19 protein-coding genes are annotated in these 16,268 nt (G+C 50.2%); 13 read left to right on the plus strand and 6 right to left on the minus strand.

The window, feature by feature from the left end:
- Positions 1 to 465: an Lrp/AsnC family transcriptional regulator gene (locus tag ASF13_RS10130; protein ID WP_056235641.1), complete on the minus strand. Its 465-nt coding sequence runs from the start codon at positions 463 to 465 to the stop codon at positions 1 to 3.
- A 342-nt stretch (positions 466 to 807) separates the two neighbouring features.
- On the opposite strand from ASF13_RS10130, the gene ASF13_RS10135 reads away from it, so the two are divergent.
- Both ASF13_RS10135 and ASF13_RS10140 read left to right on the plus strand, forming a co-directional pair.
- Positions 808 to 2,391: a methyl-accepting chemotaxis protein gene (locus ASF13_RS10135; protein ID WP_233208925.1), complete on the plus strand. Its 1,584-nt coding sequence runs from the start codon at positions 808 to 810 to the stop codon at positions 2,389 to 2,391.
- A gap of 244 nt (positions 2,392 to 2,635) precedes the next feature.
- Complete coding sequence (locus ASF13_RS10140) at positions 2,636 to 3,922, plus strand: Fic family protein (protein ID WP_056235645.1); 1,287 nt, start codon at positions 2,636 to 2,638, stop codon at positions 3,920 to 3,922.
- On the opposite strand, the gene ASF13_RS10145 is transcribed toward ASF13_RS10140, so the two are convergent.
- On the minus strand, positions 3,907 to 4,419 hold the full coding sequence (locus ASF13_RS10145) for a GNAT family N-acetyltransferase (RefSeq protein WP_056235648.1): 513 nt from the start codon (positions 4,417 to 4,419) through the stop codon (positions 3,907 to 3,909). The genes ASF13_RS10140 and ASF13_RS10145 overlap by 16 nt on opposite strands.
- Before the next feature lie 560 nt (positions 4,420 to 4,979).
- On the opposite strand from ASF13_RS10145, the gene ASF13_RS23445 reads away from it, so the two are divergent.
- Positions 4,980 to 5,204, plus strand: coding sequence for a DUF1778 domain-containing protein (locus ASF13_RS23445; RefSeq protein WP_156365578.1), 225 nt, complete (start codon positions 4,980 to 4,982; stop codon positions 5,202 to 5,204).
- 397 nt (positions 5,205 to 5,601) lie between these two features.
- On the opposite strand, the gene ASF13_RS23450 is transcribed toward ASF13_RS23445, so the two are convergent.
- From ASF13_RS23450 to ASF13_RS10155, 3 genes are read right to left on the minus strand one after another with little or no spacing between them, the layout of a single operon-like run.
- Positions 5,602 to 6,849 (minus strand): hypothetical protein, encoded by a 1,248-nt coding sequence (locus ASF13_RS23450; protein WP_072166343.1) that lies wholly within the window; start codon positions 6,847 to 6,849, stop codon positions 5,602 to 5,604.
- Positions 6,850 to 6,876: 27 nt separating this feature from the next.
- Positions 6,877 to 7,875, minus strand: a complete 999-nt coding sequence (locus ASF13_RS10150) for a tyrosine-type recombinase/integrase (protein ID WP_056235651.1) — start codon at positions 7,873 to 7,875, stop codon at positions 6,877 to 6,879.
- The gene (locus ASF13_RS10155; protein ID WP_082502332.1) at positions 7,875 to 8,447 is read right to left on the minus strand and encodes a phage repressor protein CI; all 573 of its coding nucleotides are present in this window, start codon (positions 8,445 to 8,447) and stop codon (positions 7,875 to 7,877) included. Before ASF13_RS10155 ends, ASF13_RS10150 begins: the two co-directional genes overlap by 1 nt.
- Before the next feature lie 134 nt (positions 8,448 to 8,581).
- On the opposite strand from ASF13_RS10155, the gene ASF13_RS10160 reads away from it, so the two are divergent.
- From ASF13_RS10160 to ASF13_RS10180, 7 genes are all read left to right on the plus strand, one after another.
- The gene (locus ASF13_RS10160; protein ID WP_056235656.1) at positions 8,582 to 8,845 is read left to right on the plus strand and encodes a hypothetical protein; all 264 of its coding nucleotides are present in this window, start codon (positions 8,582 to 8,584) and stop codon (positions 8,843 to 8,845) included.
- A 30-nt stretch (positions 8,846 to 8,875) separates the two neighbouring features.
- Positions 8,876 to 9,385 (plus strand): phage regulatory CII family protein, encoded by a 510-nt coding sequence (locus ASF13_RS10165; protein ID WP_056235658.1) that lies wholly within the window; start codon positions 8,876 to 8,878, stop codon positions 9,383 to 9,385.
- A 7-nt stretch (positions 9,386 to 9,392) separates the two neighbouring features.
- Positions 9,393 to 9,581, plus strand: a complete 189-nt coding sequence (locus ASF13_RS23455) for a phage filamentation protein Fil family protein (protein WP_072166344.1) — start codon at positions 9,393 to 9,395, stop codon at positions 9,579 to 9,581.
- A 1-nt stretch (position 9,582) separates the two neighbouring features.
- The gene (locus ASF13_RS10170) at positions 9,583 to 9,957 is read left to right on the plus strand and encodes a hypothetical protein (RefSeq protein WP_072166345.1); all 375 of its coding nucleotides are present in this window, start codon (positions 9,583 to 9,585) and stop codon (positions 9,955 to 9,957) included.
- 66 nt (positions 9,958 to 10,023) lie between these two features.
- Positions 10,024 to 10,260 carry a DUF2732 family protein gene (locus ASF13_RS23460; protein WP_072166346.1) on the plus strand — a complete coding sequence of 79 codons (237 nt, stop codon included), beginning with the start codon at positions 10,024 to 10,026 and terminating at the stop codon, positions 10,258 to 10,260.
- Entirely contained in the window at positions 10,253 to 10,480 is a 228-nt protein-coding gene (locus tag ASF13_RS10175; protein WP_056236376.1) for a TraR/DksA family transcriptional regulator, read from the plus strand. The genes ASF13_RS23460 and ASF13_RS10175 overlap by 8 nt, the downstream gene beginning before the upstream one ends.
- Positions 10,477 to 11,328 carry a Dam family site-specific DNA-(adenine-N6)-methyltransferase gene (locus ASF13_RS10180; protein ID WP_056235659.1) on the plus strand — a complete coding sequence of 284 codons (852 nt, stop codon included), beginning with the start codon at positions 10,477 to 10,479 and terminating at the stop codon, positions 11,326 to 11,328. Before ASF13_RS10175 ends, ASF13_RS10180 begins: the two co-directional genes overlap by 4 nt.
- Before the next feature lie 26 nt (positions 11,329 to 11,354).
- Here the strand turns inward: ASF13_RS10180 and ASF13_RS24290 are convergent, their stop codons facing one another.
- A complete protein-coding gene (locus ASF13_RS24290) occupies positions 11,355 to 11,945 on the minus strand; it encodes a hypothetical protein (protein WP_156365579.1) in 591 nt (196 codons plus the stop codon).
- Positions 11,946 to 12,040: 95 nt separating this feature from the next.
- On the opposite strand from ASF13_RS24290, the gene ASF13_RS10185 reads away from it, so the two are divergent.
- The 3 genes from ASF13_RS10185 to ASF13_RS10195 all read left to right on the plus strand — a co-directional run bounded on the left by ASF13_RS10185 (position 12,041) and on the right by ASF13_RS10195 (position 15,998).
- Positions 12,041 to 14,281: a replication endonuclease gene (locus tag ASF13_RS10185; RefSeq protein WP_235514989.1), complete on the plus strand. Its 2,241-nt coding sequence runs from the start codon at positions 12,041 to 12,043 to the stop codon at positions 14,279 to 14,281.
- A gap of 165 nt (positions 14,282 to 14,446) precedes the next feature.
- The gene (locus ASF13_RS10190) at positions 14,447 to 14,644 is read left to right on the plus strand and encodes a hypothetical protein (protein WP_235514981.1); all 198 of its coding nucleotides are present in this window, start codon (positions 14,447 to 14,449) and stop codon (positions 14,642 to 14,644) included.
- 94 nt (positions 14,645 to 14,738) lie between these two features.
- The gene (locus tag ASF13_RS10195) at positions 14,739 to 15,998 is read left to right on the plus strand and encodes a Shedu anti-phage system protein SduA domain-containing protein (protein ID WP_056235664.1); all 1,260 of its coding nucleotides are present in this window, start codon (positions 14,739 to 14,741) and stop codon (positions 15,996 to 15,998) included.
- Positions 15,999 to 16,268 lie beyond the last annotated feature (270 nt).

A 16,268-nucleotide genomic window follows, 5' to 3' on the forward strand; every position in this document is an offset into this window, starting at 1 on the left:
TTAACGCAGCGGGATCTCGGTGGTCTGCTTGATGGTCTGCATCGGCAGGTCGGTCTTTACGCTCTGCACGCCGCGAATGCGGGTCAGATACTCGGTCTGGAAGCGGCGATAGGCGGCCAGATCGGCGGTCATCACCCGCAGGATAAAATCACAGTCGCCGACCATCAGATGGCACTCCACCACCTCCGGCATCGCCCGCACCTCACGCGAGAAGTGATCCACCGTATCGGCATCCTGGCTGGTCAGCCAGATGCGCACAAACACCGTCATCTCCATCCCCACCGCCTTCGGGTTGAGGATCGCCGCGTAGCGCTCGATGGCGCCCGCCTCCTCCAGCGCCTTCACCCGCCGCAGGCAGGGGGAGGGGGAGAGGCCGACTTTCTCGGCCAGCGCATTATTGGCGATGCGGCCATCCTTTTGCAGTTCGGCCAGAATCGCCCGATCGGTTTTATCCAGTTTTAACATCGTTTATGCCAGGGTTTTCATGAAGGGCGATATCATAACCTGAAGCGCGGTGCCGATGGATGAGTAAATCGATCGCGCCGCGCGGTAAAACACTTCATTAATGCTGAAGCGGCCTGCCGCTAATCACCGCAAATTCGCCTGCCGGAGATCGCCGATCGGCAAACTGACGCGATCGGTTGGCTGATTAACCATCGATAGCGACTTCGTTTAATAAAGTCGTAACATTATCATTTATCGTTACTTTTTCTCCCTCTCACTATTAAGTTCAGCGCCTGACTGCCGATAACTTCAGCAATTTTCCTCATTTTACGGATGATCCCTGCCATGTCGCTATTGAGTAATTTGTCTGTTTCCAGAAAGTTGCTGGTGGGGTTCGGCACCCTGCTGGCGTTTATCGTGCTGCTGTTTGCCGTTAACCAGTACAGCTACTCGACCATTAAAGGATCGATGGCGCGCACGGCGACGGTCAACGATCTCTACGACAGCAACCTGGCCATCGCCGGGGTGAATAAAAACTACGTCACCAGCCGCGATCCGCAGGCGATGAACGCCTATCGCGAACTGCAGGGCAGGATCGCCGCGATGATCGACAGCGTGGTGCCGGAAGATCTGCAGGGCGACCGCCAGGTGTGGGAGAAATTCGTCAGCCAGCAGCAGCACTACTTCAAAACGCACGCGGAGACGCTGGAAAAAACCGCCGGTGCCGGTGCGCTGGAACAGCTGGACGCGCAGCAAAAGCTGCTGCTGGACGACCTCAACGTGGTGCTGGCCGGCGAGATGGACCGCCTGGCCGCCGGGCTTGACCGCAACAACCTGATCTTCTCGCTGGTGGCGCTGCTGGCGGCGATCGCCGGCATGCTGGTGATGCGGGCGATCTCGCGCAGCATTACGCGGCCGCTGGCCGAGGCGCTGGCGGGAATTGAAGCGAGCGGGCGCGGCGATATGACCACCGCGTTTAAGGAGCGCTATCACCGGGATGACGTTGGCGCGCTGCTGACCGGCCTGAAAAGTACCGCGATTAACGTCAGCCAGATGCTGGGCCAGATCCGCAGCGGCGCCGGTTCGGTGGCCAGTGCCGCCTCACAGATCGCGGCGGGCAATCAGGACCTCTCCTCACGCACCGAAGAGCAGGCCAGCGCGCTGGAGCAGACCGCCTCGGCGCTGGGGCAGCTGACCGCCACGGTGGAAAACACCGCCGACAACGCCCGCCAGGTGCAGCGGCTGGTGGCGGAAGGGGGCGGCATTATGCAGCGCAACACCGCCATGATGCAGAAAACCACCGAACAGGTGCAGGGCATCCACCAGTCTGCACAGAAAATGTCGGAGATTATCAACGTCATTGAGGCAATCGCTTTCCAGACCAATATCCTCGCCCTTAACGCGGCGGTGGAAGCCGCCCGCGCCGGCGAGCAGGGCAAAGGCTTTGCGGTCGTCGCCGGTGAGGTGCGCAGCCTGGCGCAGAAGAGCGCCACCGCCGCGAAAGATATCAAAGCGCTGATCGACGCCTCGGTAACCCAGGCCGGAACCGGGCGGCAGCTGATTGAACAGACCGGTGCGGTGATCCGCGAGATGGTCGGCAACGCCGGCGACGTGGAACGGCTGATCAACGACATCGCCCGCGCCGCCCACGAACAGAGCGACGGCATCCGCCAGATTAACCAGGCTATCGGCCAGATCGACACCACCACCCAGCAGAACGCCGCGCTGGTGGAAGAGTCCGCCAGCGCCGCCCACGCCATGTCGGCACAGGCCGCGGTAATGGCGGAGCTGGTGGGCGAATTTAAGCTGCGCGAGAGAAGCGGTGACGCGGATGCGGGCCGATCGGCCGGGCCCGGCGCAGGGCGTAAGCCTGAGCTGAAAAGACCGCAGCCGGCGCTGATTGCGGCGAAGACCGGGGGCGGGGATGAGAACTGGAGTTCGTTCTGATTCATTACGCTAAAAGACTAATCAAGGCCCCTGTGGGGCCTTTTTTCATTTGCCTGCACACAGGAAGAGGCTGAACATGAATAACCAGCAGGTGCACGACTCTCTGCAGGCCCAGATGAGGGAGCTGGCGGCTAAACGTTAAGAGAGAGTTTGCGAACCTTTATCATCAATGAAGCGAAAATTTTGCTGTAACCGCTCTTCAATGTCTAAACTAGAACCAATATTCAATTTTTGAGCGTAGTTTATGGCAATCATCCGCCCCCCCTCACCTCCGTTGAGCTCAGACATCAGCATGGCGACGCTGACGCATTACAACCGCTATAACCGGCTGGTTGATGATAAAGGCCGCTATCTGCCGTTTGATGATTTTCAGTATCGTCTTGCGCCTGGCGACGATCCCGCGATGGCCTGGCACTTTACGCGTATGGCCCGCAACGCGGCCATCCAGCGCATTGCGTACCGCAACGAACGGGGGCAGCAGGCCGGGTTTAACCTGACGCAGAGCATCCTTGCCGCGCTGGAGCAGGTCGACAGATACACCACCCGCCCCGCCCTGGATGATATTCGCCGCCGCCTGAGCGCCAGCGGCGCAGAGCTGGCCCCGCTGCGGTTCAGTGAGGCCATCACCAGTTCACAGCTGGAAGGCGCGAACACCACCACGCTGGTGGCGCGGGAGATGCTCTCCAGCGGACGGCGCGCGCGCACGGAAGGTGAACAGATGATCGCCGGTAACGCCCGGCTGATGAGTGAGATTGCGGAGCATCTGCAGCAACCCCTGACCGTGGATCTGATCCGCCACTTTCACGCGGTGGGGATGAGCGGGATTAATGACAAAACCTACACGCCGGGGCTGTTCCGCGAGACTGACGACGTGGTGATTGCCGGCCGGGACGGCGAGATTATTTATCGCCCACCGGCGGCAGACAGCATTCTGAGCCGGCTGGAGGCCGTCTGCGCCTGGGCTAACGAATCGACCGACTACGTTCACCCAATGATCCGCGCCAGCATCCTGCACTTTATGATCGCCCATGAGCACCCGTTCCGCGACGGCAACGGCCGCACCAGCCGCGCGCTGTTCTACTGGTTTATGCTCAGGTCGGGTTACGAGGCCTTTCGCTACCTGTCGATCAGCAGCCTGCTGCACAACGCGCCGGCCAGATATGCGCACAGCTACCAGTACACCGAAACGGACGGGATGGACCTGACCTACTTCCTTGATTATCAGGCCAGTATTATCACCCGGGCGGTTAACGGACTGCTGGAACATATCGACTCGCTGGTTAATCGCCGCGCCGCGCTGGATCGCCGCCTGTTCGAATCTGGCGCGCTCCGCCGTCTGACCCCGCGCCAGGTGACACTGGTCAACGTGCTGTCAGCCACGCCCGGCAAAACCTTTACCGGCGCGGAAGTCGCCGAGGCGCTGGGCATCTCCCCTCAAACCGCCCGGCGCGATCTGCGGGTGCTGGTGGGGGAGGGGCTGGTGGTGGCGGTTAGCGCGAATGAGCAGCTGGTGACTTACAGGGCTTTGTAAAAGAAGGTGGTGCCATCCAGCGCACCTGCCGAGCTGCGTGCAAAGCCGGGGATATGGCCTGCCTGATAGCCCAGTTTGCGATACAGCGTTGACGCCGTATCCCCCGTGCGGGTATCCAGTACCAGCAGGGTGCGCTGATTAGCCTGCGCCTGTCGTTCCAGTTCGGCCATCAGCTGTTGTGCCACGCCACGCTGACGAAACGCCGTATGCACCATCAGTTTTTCCACTTCGGCGCGGTGGCTGCCGTTTTTCTTTCCGCAGTAGCTAATCTGCACGGCCCCGGCGATACGGCCTGCATCACGGGCTATCAGCAACGTGCGCCCCCCTTCAGCCAGATCGGCGGCAACCCCCTGCCAGTAGCGTTGTGCTTCCCCGGTTTCCAGCGGGGCGAGAAACCCGACAGAGGCACCGCTTTCCACGCAGTCGGTTAACAGGGATACCAGCTCGTTTAACTCGTTATGGCTCGCTGTCAGGACGTTTAGTTGCTCGATTTGCATTTGCTCTTCCTTGAGGGGGATTTGTTGGGATTGTGCGGAGTTCGCTGGTGAAGCAACGATCGTTGACAGGTTTCGAACCTTAAACGACGGCGAGAAATCTCAGCCTTTACCGGAACTGCGCTCAAAATTCGAAATTTGAATGTAGTGGATTTTTTTCACCTAATCACATTCAATTTTCTTATGCTCTGGTCAGCATCAGCATCAGCATCAGCATCAGCATCAGCATCAGCATCAGCATCAGCATCAGCATCGCGGATTCTTGGTGAACTAACTCTTTAGTTACTGGCCCCACAGATTGGTAACTTTTGACTGAATGAGCAATTTTTGTGCATGCGATTACTCACTGAATGACGGTAAAGTAACCAGGGAGTGCAATCTATCAAGAGCAAGAATGCTGATAGTGGAGAGGGGGTTTTATATAACCAATTGATTTTAATGTTTTAATGAAATCCTGCTTCGCAGGGATTTTTTCCATCAGATTAATAAATTACAGACATATTAATGTCAAAAGTAACAGCATTACCTAAAAAGTTGGTTGGTAATAAAAAGAGGGTGTTGAGTTGAAAATTAATTCTGAATTAAATAATCAGTTACATGTAACTGCCACTATCACAGAGGAAGAACTGGATGTATTTATCCTGAATGCCGAAATTGAGCGGGAAGAATACGTTCTGGAAAATCAGCCCAGTCAACAGCTCGCAGAGAAAAGCTGGCAACAGCTGAACCAGCTAATAGAGGCACCTGCTGCACCAACTTTGGCTCTACAGGTGTTAATGCATCGATAATTATGCGAGTGATGAAGGATATTTGGAGCGCCCGCAATTCCTTAGACAGTTCCTGTCCTCACGGCGAGGCCTTTTCGAAGGCCTCAGGGATACTCAGGCGGCAAAGATGACCAGGCCAAAAAGCTGGGTGCTTAATGAGACACTTTTGCGACACTCTCTCACACAAACAAAAAAGCCACCTTTCAAAAGGTGGCTTAACTTGCTGTTCTAACAGCTAAAATTTGGTGGCCCCAGCTGGACTTGAACCAGCGACCAAGCGATTATGAGTTCCTACCGGAACAACCTAAAATCAATAGGTTGCTTTATTTATCATTGACATAGTTTGCATCTGTTTGCCAATGATTACCCACTATCCGCCATATCTATCGCCACTTTATCGCCACTCTATAGCTTTGGTTCATGGTAGAGCGTTTGTTAACTCATTATCTTTTAAGATACATTTTTGAGATAGCCATTTGATCACAATTAAAGCTGATTGTATATTATCGGCTTCACTAGAATACGGTTCAAAGATAGCTTCGGTTTGTCCTCTCCTGCTTTTTTTTGAGTGTACTACTGCACAACGTATTTTATAGAGCCAGTCGCTAATGTTAGTCATTAATGTTGGTTCGTCTTGAACATTAACGCCAGCGATCCTAACACCTGAAGATGAAATAATATCTTGTCCTATTTTTGTAACTAGTCTTCTCGAGGAATTTATTATGAATTGATAAATTTCATTTTGATTGGTTATTAAATTAATTACGTGTCTTAAATTTTCTTTTTCTGTTCGATCAGTTGTAAGTCCCATGATTGGCGCTGCGTCTTCCAAATAATATTCCAAGACATTATAATAACCAGTAAAGCTCAGTAACGGATTTCTTTCTCTTAATCCAGAAAAATAATATGAAAGTAACAAAGGTGAATAGGTTTTGTTTGTGGTTATTTTTTTAACGGGAATATCTATAACGTCGCCTGATATAATTTCAGACTCTATCTCAAATGTATCAACGTTTATTATCCTATGGAACGATATTTTGTTTTCTAAGCCAAGAGCCTGTGTATAATCTAAAACTTCGTTTTCACTTTCAATTAACCTCAATTTCCCCATATATCCATCTCGGTGAGAGTCAGGAGTAATCATAACATTTATTTTCTCATTATAGAGCTTCTTGATATTTATGGCGCAATTCGATAGATGGTTGAAAATTAATGGTTTTGCGAAGCAAAAGTCAGTGAAATCCCATTCTTTTCCTGAAGAATCTTGTAAACTTACAATACTATCGTCATTAAGTGGATCTAGTGTTAGAGCTCTGGTGTTTTTATTGTCATGATATTGATATAGATCGTTTGAATCGAAAGGCCAAAATGCAGGTTTTGTTATTTTTGAACACATTCTTGAATTGATGTTTAAGAGTGAGTATTCGAATAAATAATTATCTATTAAATACTCTATTTCTTTTTCTGAGATTGGGCTTGGCGGCTCAATTCTTAACCTCGCAATAGCTTCTAATTCATCAAGGTAGTATATAGGCTGAATGGATGCTAGAGGTTCGCCATAAACATATGGATGAATGATGAGGTTATAGGTTAATCCAGAAAAATATATCGCTTTATTTAACCCTTTGCTTTCGAATAATTGGCATGTGAAAAGTTTTGCTGCCATTACTATATCCTTATTGAGATTTTTTAATCAATTATTTGCTAACGGATTTAATTTAACTGCATCTTCTAGGTGGTCAGGGGAAAAGTGCGCATATCGCATAGTCATTTTTATATCAGTATGACCGAGCACACGCTGCAAGACCAGAATATTACCACCATTCATCATAAAGTGACTGGAGAAGGTGTGCCGCAAAACATGAGTAAGTTGTCCTGCGGGAAGTTCGATGCCTGTTCTTTCCAGAGCAGACCGAAACGCGCCATAACAATCACTAAACAAACGACTTTTTTTATCATCAGGCAGGGATTCATAAAGCGCTTTGCTGATGGGAATTGTGCGGTTTTTTCTGCCTTTCGTGTTGGTGTATGTGATTTTGTATTTCGCGAGCTGACTTTTTTTCAGGCTCTCGGCCTCAGACCAACGAGCGCCAGTGGCGAGACAGATTCTTACCACAGTTTCTAAATCAGGATGGTCATGCCGTTTGCACTCTCCGAGAAGTAGCGAAATTTGGTCGTGGTTTAGCCAGGCCATCTCCATTTCTTCTGTACGGAAGGGGCGCATATTTTTGAGCGGGTTATCCCCCTTCCATTCTCCAAGGCGGTTAAGTTCATTGAACACTGCCCGGAAGTAAGCCAGCTCAAGATTTAATGTGCGTGGTGAAACCTGCTTCACTCTGTTGGAACGAGCGTAATCACCTTTTAAACGCCTTTCCCTGTAGCGGGAAAACATCTGTGCATCAAAATCGCGTGCCAGTGGTTCGCCCATACATTCAAAAGCGTGGCTCATTGCTTGCTGGCGTCTGATGCCATCTTTAAGAGTGATGCCGTGCGCGCTGAACCATGCATCTATCAGCATTTTTAGAGTGCGCCTGTCTTCTCGTTCTTCCTGCCAGGGCGCTTGAACTGAGTACTGCTCAAAGGCCAGGGCTTCCCCTTTGGTGGCAAATTTCTTCCTGATGCGTTTACCTTTTGCACCATTAGGGTAAAGCTCGCAGATCCAGCCTCCTGCCGGATTCTTACGAATTGCCATCAGTTGATCTCACTGTAAACACCAACCACACGCCCCAGCATTTTGATTTCGTCTGTCGCGCATTCAAAAGGAACCTTGCCGCCCGCAACATGTAATTTCTTGCCAGGCAGAACCGTTAAGTCTCTCAGGCTAACCGCTCCTTCAACATCAACCACCCATAAGCCATCAGTCAGAGAGGCATCTTTCTCTGTGATGTAGCTCTTGTTACCGCTTTTGAGACAGAAGGCATTTCGTAGGGGTTTGCTGAAAAACTTGTTGTCAGCATTGATAGTGCCAATATTGGAAAGGATGCCATCACTTAAAGTGAATGAGGGTAGTGCTGTTGATGTATCGGCCTCATTGGCGGAAGAGTCTTTATGACCCTCTCCGGTCATCAGCCAGTTGAGACTGGCTCCAGTTTCCAGGGAGCACAGAACAGCAAAATCGTATGACATATTGCCGCGCTTGTAACGGTTTTGTAGAGAGCTTGCCGCGATTTTGAAATGGTTGGCTAGCTGGATTTTCTGAGTAAACCCATAAACCTCACAGATCCTATTTAGTAACGCTTCGTTATCAAAATTAGCATCTATCATTAAATTTAGCATTCCTTTGTTGCTAGATACTAAAATTAGCATTAGTATCACTGTGAATGGTGGCAGTTAATGGCAAACGTCGGCAAAACTTTGGCAATCACTGTCAGGTATTTTCAAAAGAGGAATCATGCAATATGCCTTCTGAGATCGCAATCATCAAAGTTCCCGCTCCTATTGTTAGCCTGCAACAGTTTGCAGAGCTTGAGGGCGTTTCTGAACGGACTGCTTACCGCTGGACTACCGGTGACAATCCTCGCGTACCAATTGAACCTCGCAACATTCGCAAAGGCTGCAAGAAGGCCGGTGGCCCTATCCGCATTTACTATGCCCGCTGGAAAGAAGAACAACTCAGAAAAGCGCTGGGGCATTCACGTTTCCAACTGGTTTTCGGCGCGTAATTCACTCTAAGTGAATTGTAAGGATGCAGCATGTTTGATTATCAGACTTCCACACAACCACATTTCGATAGCGCCTGCAGGGTGTTCGCCAGCCGCCATAACATCCGTGAACTGGCCGAGGCGTTGGGTATGAACCAGCAGACCCTACGCAACAAGCTCAACCCGGATCAGGTGCATCAGCTCACCGCGATGGAGATTGTTGCCATCACTGATGTGACTGAGGACGCGGCGCTGATCGACGGCCTGCTGGCGCAAATGAAGTGCATGCCCGCGGTTCCGGTTAATGAAGCGCAGGCCGGGCGCGTTCCGCAGTACGTTATGCAGGCCACGGCTGAGATCGGCAAGCTGGCGGCCGCCGCAGTATCCGGTAAGAAAATGACGCCATCCTGCAAGAGCGCTTTCATGGAAAACGTCAATGCTGGTATCCGCTGCCTGACGCTGATCGGCCTGAGTATTCATGCCCGGGTGCAGTCAAACCCAGCCCTGGCTAACACCGTGGACGCGCTCAGCGGTATCAGCGCTTCAATCGCGCTAAGTTGAGGTGGTCATGGCTATTTCAGTGGCACCAATGTTAAAGCGTCAAAGCCCGTCAATGGCCTACGGTCACGGCTGGATCTCTGGCGATAAAGGGAAAAAGTGGCATCCATGCAACGAACAATCTGAGCTCCTGCGTGGCATGGCTAACGTAAGACGGAAAAATATTCTTGCTCGCATAGTCGGCATTTTCGGGGGTTGATATGGCTCGTTACGCTACCGCATTAAAAGGCAACATCAGGCATCTGCCGGTCGCTCCAAAAAAGATTTATCTGGTGCATAACCGCGTTGATAAAATGTCCTTTGATGAGTTTCGCGAAGCTCGTCAGGAAATGTTCTCCAAAAACAGAAACCGGACGCTGAACTTTTTCAACCGTCAGGGTGAGGATTATAAATTCTGCGTTATGACGCTGGTAAACCGCAGCGCACCCGGCACATTTTCAGCCAATGAAATTGGCAAGCCGTTCGAGTCTTTTGATTTACATCGGCGCGAGCTGATTATCACCGCAATGAATAAATTAAACCGCTGGGGTGAATTATTGCCCGGTAAGTTTAAGTTATCCGATAGCCTAGTTTAAAACCACAATATTAATTATGGCGGTAAACCCGCCGGGCATTCTTTTTCCTGAATCTGGAGAAATACTATGAGAAATATTGAGACAAGAGAGTTTGACGCAGACGTAGTTAAGCTGATCGATTTGATTAATAAAGCAAGGGTTGATGAACGCGCTGAGGTTGGTTTTAAGTTTGCCCGCCGCCTTTCTGCGTTGGCTAATGAAGTTCAGCACCGCGCGAAATCACGATTCTTTGTGGCAGATATGCTGCGCGCAGAAGCGGAGCGTTATGAGAACGAAGCAAGGGAGGCACGCGCTAATGGCTGACTCTATGGATCTGGTTCAGCAGCGCGAAGCTGAGAACCTCGCCCGCAATATCGCTAATGCCACACAGCGCCCGGTCGCACTGAGCGCTTTCTTCTGTGAAAGTTGTGATGCGCCTATCCCTGAAGCTCGCCGAAAGGCACTGGACGGTGTAACGCTGTGCGTGGCCTGCAAAGAAGTGGACGAGCTGAAATCGACACATTACCGGGGGGCTGCTGTATGAACACCGTTCTGAAATGGGTTGGCAGCAAATCCCGCATCATGCCTGACCTGGTTAAGCACCTGCCAGCCGGGCGTCGTCTGGTGGAACCCTTCGCGGGTTCCTGTTCCGTAATGATGAACACGGATTATGAAGAGTATCTGATTGCGGATATCAATCCTGATCTGATTAACATGTATCAGCAAATTCAGTCTGACTCGGAGAAATTTATTACTCTTGCTGATGCTGTTTTTAAGGAGAATCGATCTGAGGTCGCATATTATCGCATACGCGAAGAGTTCAATGAAAGAACATGGCCGACACGATTAACCCGAGCTGTATACTTCCTTTATCTTAACCGGAATGGCTATCGCGGGCTGTGTCGTTATAACCAGAAAGGCGATTTTAACGTCCCTTACGGAAACTACCGCAAGCCATATTTCCCGCTGGAAGAAATAAAAGCATTTGCCATCAAGTCGCAGCGCGCACTGATTTTTTGTGCTGACTACAAACAGACGTTATCGGCGGTGATGCCCGGTGATGTGGTCTATTGCGATCCGCCATATGACGGCACTTTTACCGAATATAGCGCCGGAGGTTTTAACGCGGGTGATCAGGCGTTTCTGGCCGGGGTGCTTACCCAATTCTCCAAAGATATGGTGCCGGTAGTTGTGTCGAACAGCGACACGCAGCTGGTGCGCGAGCTGTATGCCAGCTTTGAGGTCGTGCAGGTAACAGCACCGCGCAGCATTGGTGTGGCAGCTGGTGAGGGGAAAAGCGCTGTAGAGGTTATTGCAGTGTCGTCTGGTAATTTTGCTAAATGGCGCGGGTTTAATGCAACTGATAATGCAGTGGTGACGCGCCATGCTTAAGTCAGCTAATAATAAAACGACGATGATTAATCTTTTCGCTGGGTATATATCGGGTACTGACCATCGCGGCACTCCGGAGTATCTTCGCTATCAACCTGCGCAAGCCACATCGGATATACATTTCCAGCGACCAGAGAAGCAAGAAATTCGCCGAAGTGAGCGGGAAGCAGAAAAAGTTCTGTCTGCATTGGCACGTATCGCCGATCGCCAAGAGCAAAAAGCTCAACTGTCTTGCGTGTTGCACGAACAGAATTGTGAATATCTGACTCTAGAGATCCCTCTGTCACCCACTCAGGAAATCCTTGTGTATGGGTGTGCCGGATCGGTTGGAGCACGCTATTCAATGCGCGCTGCACTGCTCCTGTCCATTCTTCGCGAGGTATCCACTTTGCTTCAACGCACCATTGGAGCCGACGAGCAATCTCATTTCGACAGGGTTTTGAGGGAAGCCAACGACCTTCTTCGTAGTTTCTCGTCAGATTCAAAAACGCGTCACATGCGGCATACATTTCGTTCGCTGATAAGAGCCTTACAGCGCCTCGAGGTGCAGATTCGGCCGCGTGCATTTTCATCATATCGTCATAATAAGGACGATTAAGCGGTGGATAAGACGACATTAAAAACTCCTTCCTTTGGAAACAGTGCCAACTGTAATGCTGTCGTTGATAATCAACAAGCCTACGCATACCCCTGGAACACCCCAGGGGATGCCATCAGCAAGCCGTATCTCACTAATTCCTACATTCAACGCCGCGCACAGATGTTCGCGGCGCTTTCGCGTGCGCGTGATCTGCTGGAGGCGCAGCCGCTTCTGATCCAGATGGACGTGAAGCGCCGCATGAACGGTCTGGAGAAAAAAGAGGGATTAGCCCGCGCCAATGCGTACTTAACGAAAACATTCGTTGAGCGCACATTGCCGCGTGTTGAAAGCGTTAATGCTCAGTACCGGGTTAATGACATGCATCCCGATATGTTTGGCATGCTGGCCGGTATAGCGCCTGCCGGTGATCGGGGTGTTAGCGCTGCAGCTGGGCTGTGGGAGATTATCAGGCGATTTAACCGCCTGGCCGATATGTCACGCGCTGATGTGGATCTGCTGGCCGGTGATGTCGCTAATTTTATCCTGGCGGAAATGGTGCAGGCGCATGAGCAGGTAAAGGGCGCGTCTGACTACAAACACGTCTGGCGCACCTATATGACGGCAGCGGCCATCACCCGGCAGCTGGGCCAGACCCCGCCGCTGTGGGATAAGGTCAGCACTAAGTTTTTCTGCCCGGATGATGTTGTACCAGCCATTCACCGTATGAAAACCGAGAAATGGTGGAAAGGCCGCCTGCGCCGGCTGGCTGCATCATGGAGGGAGCACCTGCAGATCGCCCTGGCTAACGTCAGCAAAAAGCACACGCCGTATGCCAGCACCATGACCGTGATCGAGTGGCGCGAGCAGAAGCGCCGCACCCGCGAATTTCTCAAGGGAATGGAGCTGGAGGACGATGACGGTAACCGAATCAGCCTGATCGAAAAGTACGATGGTAGCGTGGCAAACCCGGCGATCCGCCGCTGCGAGCTGATGACCCGTATCCGCGGCTTTGAGAATATCTGCAATGAAATGGGGTTCGTGGGGGATTTCTACACCATCACCGCGCCATCTCGTTTTCACGCCAATATCAAGACCGGGCACCGTAACCGCAAATGGAACGGTGCCAGCCCGGCAGATACTCAGCGCTACCTGTGCGGCGTCTGGCAGAAGGTGCGCGCCAAGCTGCACCGCGAAGAGATCCGCATCTTCGGTATCCGCGTGGCCGAACCTCATCACGACGCGACCCCTCACTGGCACATGCTGATGTTTATGTTGCCGGAAGACGTGCAGCGCGTCCGTGAAATTATCCGTGACTACGCCTTCCAGGAAGATACGCACGAGCTGGCTTCTGATAAAGCCCGTAAAGCACGTTTCCATGCCGAAGCCATCGATCCCGAGAAGGGCAGCGCGACCGGCTACGTTGCTAAATATATCTCCAAGAATATCGACGGCTACGCGCTGGACGGGGAACTGGACGACGAAAGCGGGAAGGCGTTGAAGGATACGGCCCCGGCGGTTTCCGCCTGGGCGGCGCGCTGGCATATCCGGCAGTTCCAGTTTGTAGGCGGCGCGCCGGTGACGGTTTACCGCGAGCTGCGCCGCATGGCTGACAGCGAAGTGGCGCACGGCCTGAGTGTTGAGTTTGCTGCCGTGCATGATGCTGCCGATCAGGGGCAGTGGGCTGAATATGTAAACGCGCAGGGTGGCCCGTTTGTGCGCCGCGACGATCTGGCCGTGCGTACCTGGTACCAGGCAGGCAGCGAGCTGAACGAGTACGGCGAAGAGACAATCCGCATCAAGGGCGTTTACTCCACCCAGGTGGGTGAAGACACGCCGATACTTACCCGGCTTACTCAGTGGAAGATTGTGCCTAAAAAAGCTGCCAGCGTGGCGGCTGACAGTGCCGAAAGTCTGCCGTCGGTGTTGTCCGTTGGTTCTGGCCTTGATTTTGGTTTTGACCTTGAGGGCGCGCCCGCGTCCTCTCGGAGTTCTGTCAATAACTGTACGGGGAGATCGGGATCTGAGGATCTGACGCAGCCCGTACCAGTGGCTGATTTGGACTTCAATACGATAAGTGACCGTGAGCGGCGGCAGTTATTGAGGAAAATAAGAGCGGAAGAACCAGACAAAGTGCCTCGCTCGCTCGATCGGGGACCTAAAATTGAGACGGCTTGCGCTAGAGCAATCAGTGAGATCCAGGAGATAACTGGTGAGAAGATAAGCCGAGGTATGGCTCTGCGAGTTATTCGGGGAGTAGATACAAAAGTTTGCGGGTTATGGTTCCGTGGGGTGAGCAGTGGAGAGGTGTTTGCGGGTAAGCCCAAGGATAAAGGGGCTAATTGGTCTAAAATGGTGCAGTTGAGGATACGATAACTAAGTATCTGCTAATGTGCTATTGGTTTAGTCAATTACCTTCATAAATAGTTGTCAGCTCGAGCGAAAAAAACTCAACATTATGATTTTCTACAAAAATTGTTTTCAACATCCGATATGCATGATACTGTTTATCCATACAGTGCTTTCGTGCAGGAGGATAAAGTGGGTGAGGATTTATACAAAGATGTTATGCTCGAACGAGTTGAGTTAATCGCTAGACTAGCCTCTGATGCTATCTGCATGGAGCGTGATAGGGAGATTGCTTTGAACTTGATTGTTGATATTCTCAATAATCGTGATATAAGAGAGGCGGAAAGCTATTCTTCTTTAATTCTTATCTTAAAAAATAATAATGATTAAAGCTATAAATAAATAGTTGTTGTGCAAGATGTGTTGATTTATTATTTTTCTGACTTCTATTGTTTCCAAATGTTTTTTCTGGAGAGGTGATTGAATGAATTTGAATGAGTTTTCAGTGCTCTGCGAGACAATGCTAAATAAGTATTTTAGATTTATTGAGAAAAAACACGAAGAAGGAAGAATAATAGATGGCAATGGGGTAAGGGTGAAGATATGTTATCCAACCATGTTATTGTGTGTGGAGTCAGAGGAAAAGATTTTCTCAGTGGAATTTCTTGGGGTAACTAAAAAGTTTAGCCCTCTAAAGGTTAAGAAAAGAAGCTATGGTAATTTAAAGGATTTAACTTTATTGAGTCATGGAGACTTTCCCTCACAGGCAATTATTTCGATGTCTGACGATAATTCTTTCAGAGGTTTCCTTTTCTCAAATGAAAAAACGTTAGATTTTTACGATGTACAAAGGCACCCAATAATCGATGAATTCAAAACGCAATTTTGTTTCAAAGGAGAGGCTACTCATGCGTTCGATTTCACAGATGACTTTGGTTCTGGTTTAATTTCAAATGTGGTGCTTGCATCTCGAAGTGGTGTGTTTTTTAGGGCGAAATATATATCATTTCAGCTTTTTTTTAGTAATAAATCGACTGAGTCTTTTATCGTCCAGAGAGTTAATGATTTGATTGCTAATAATGATGGGTTCATTTTTGGCGTGCAGAATTTTACGAATAGCTTGAATGAATCTTGGGTCAGAGCATCGCACCTTATTAATCTTGTACTTAACGATAAGATCCTTGAAACAACAATTGGTGATTACATTAATGCCAATCCTGAAATTATATTGGATTCTTTAGGTTATAAAGGTATGGTTTATGAGCCGTTACTTCGTTGGGTTGAGAAAACACCTGACAACGAAGATGAGGCAATCAATCCTGATGCTCTCTTGAAAAGAGCAGATGGGTTTTATGATATATGTGACTTTAAACGAGGTCTTTTAAATAGGAAGAAAGTTACTAAGGCGGACAGAAATAGGCGTAGATTTATCGATGATGTTAATGAAGGTATCGCTCAGCTAGATAATTATGCGGAGTATTTCTCTTTTCCCGGCAACAACCAACATGCTTTGGAAAGATATAATGTTCGGGTTTTTAACCCAAAAAAAATTTTGATAGTAGGCAACCTTGAAAACACTGACAGGATTCAAGTGCAGCAGGCTTTGCGTTGTAGGCCTGACATCATAGTGGTTGATTATGATACCTTGATATCAAACTATTATGCTTCTATTAAACCAAACAAACTTTTACTACGACAAAAAATCTTAAATATTTTATATGGAAAAGTGCATTTACATGCATGATTTTGCATGATGCTCAAAGCCGGTGCCACTTCAGTCACGGCTATAGCTGACGCGGTTTTGAATAGCATATGCACTTGCATTAAAAGCTCACTGCGAAGCGGGCAGGCGTGGCGGGGATAGCATTGCGCGCGGAGGGGTAAAACATGTATGCGCAGGCCGCGTCAGCGGTGCGCAGGCGGGATGTTCTAGCGTGGGCGGGTTCGTGCGGGTGCGTCGGGGTGGACGCGTCAGAATGCGTCTGAGGCGGTCTGGTGGCCTGATGTCATTTCG

The sequence above is a fragment of the Erwinia sp. Leaf53 genome (assembly GCF_001422605.1).
GTDB lineage: Bacteria > Pseudomonadota > Gammaproteobacteria > Enterobacterales > Enterobacteriaceae > Erwinia.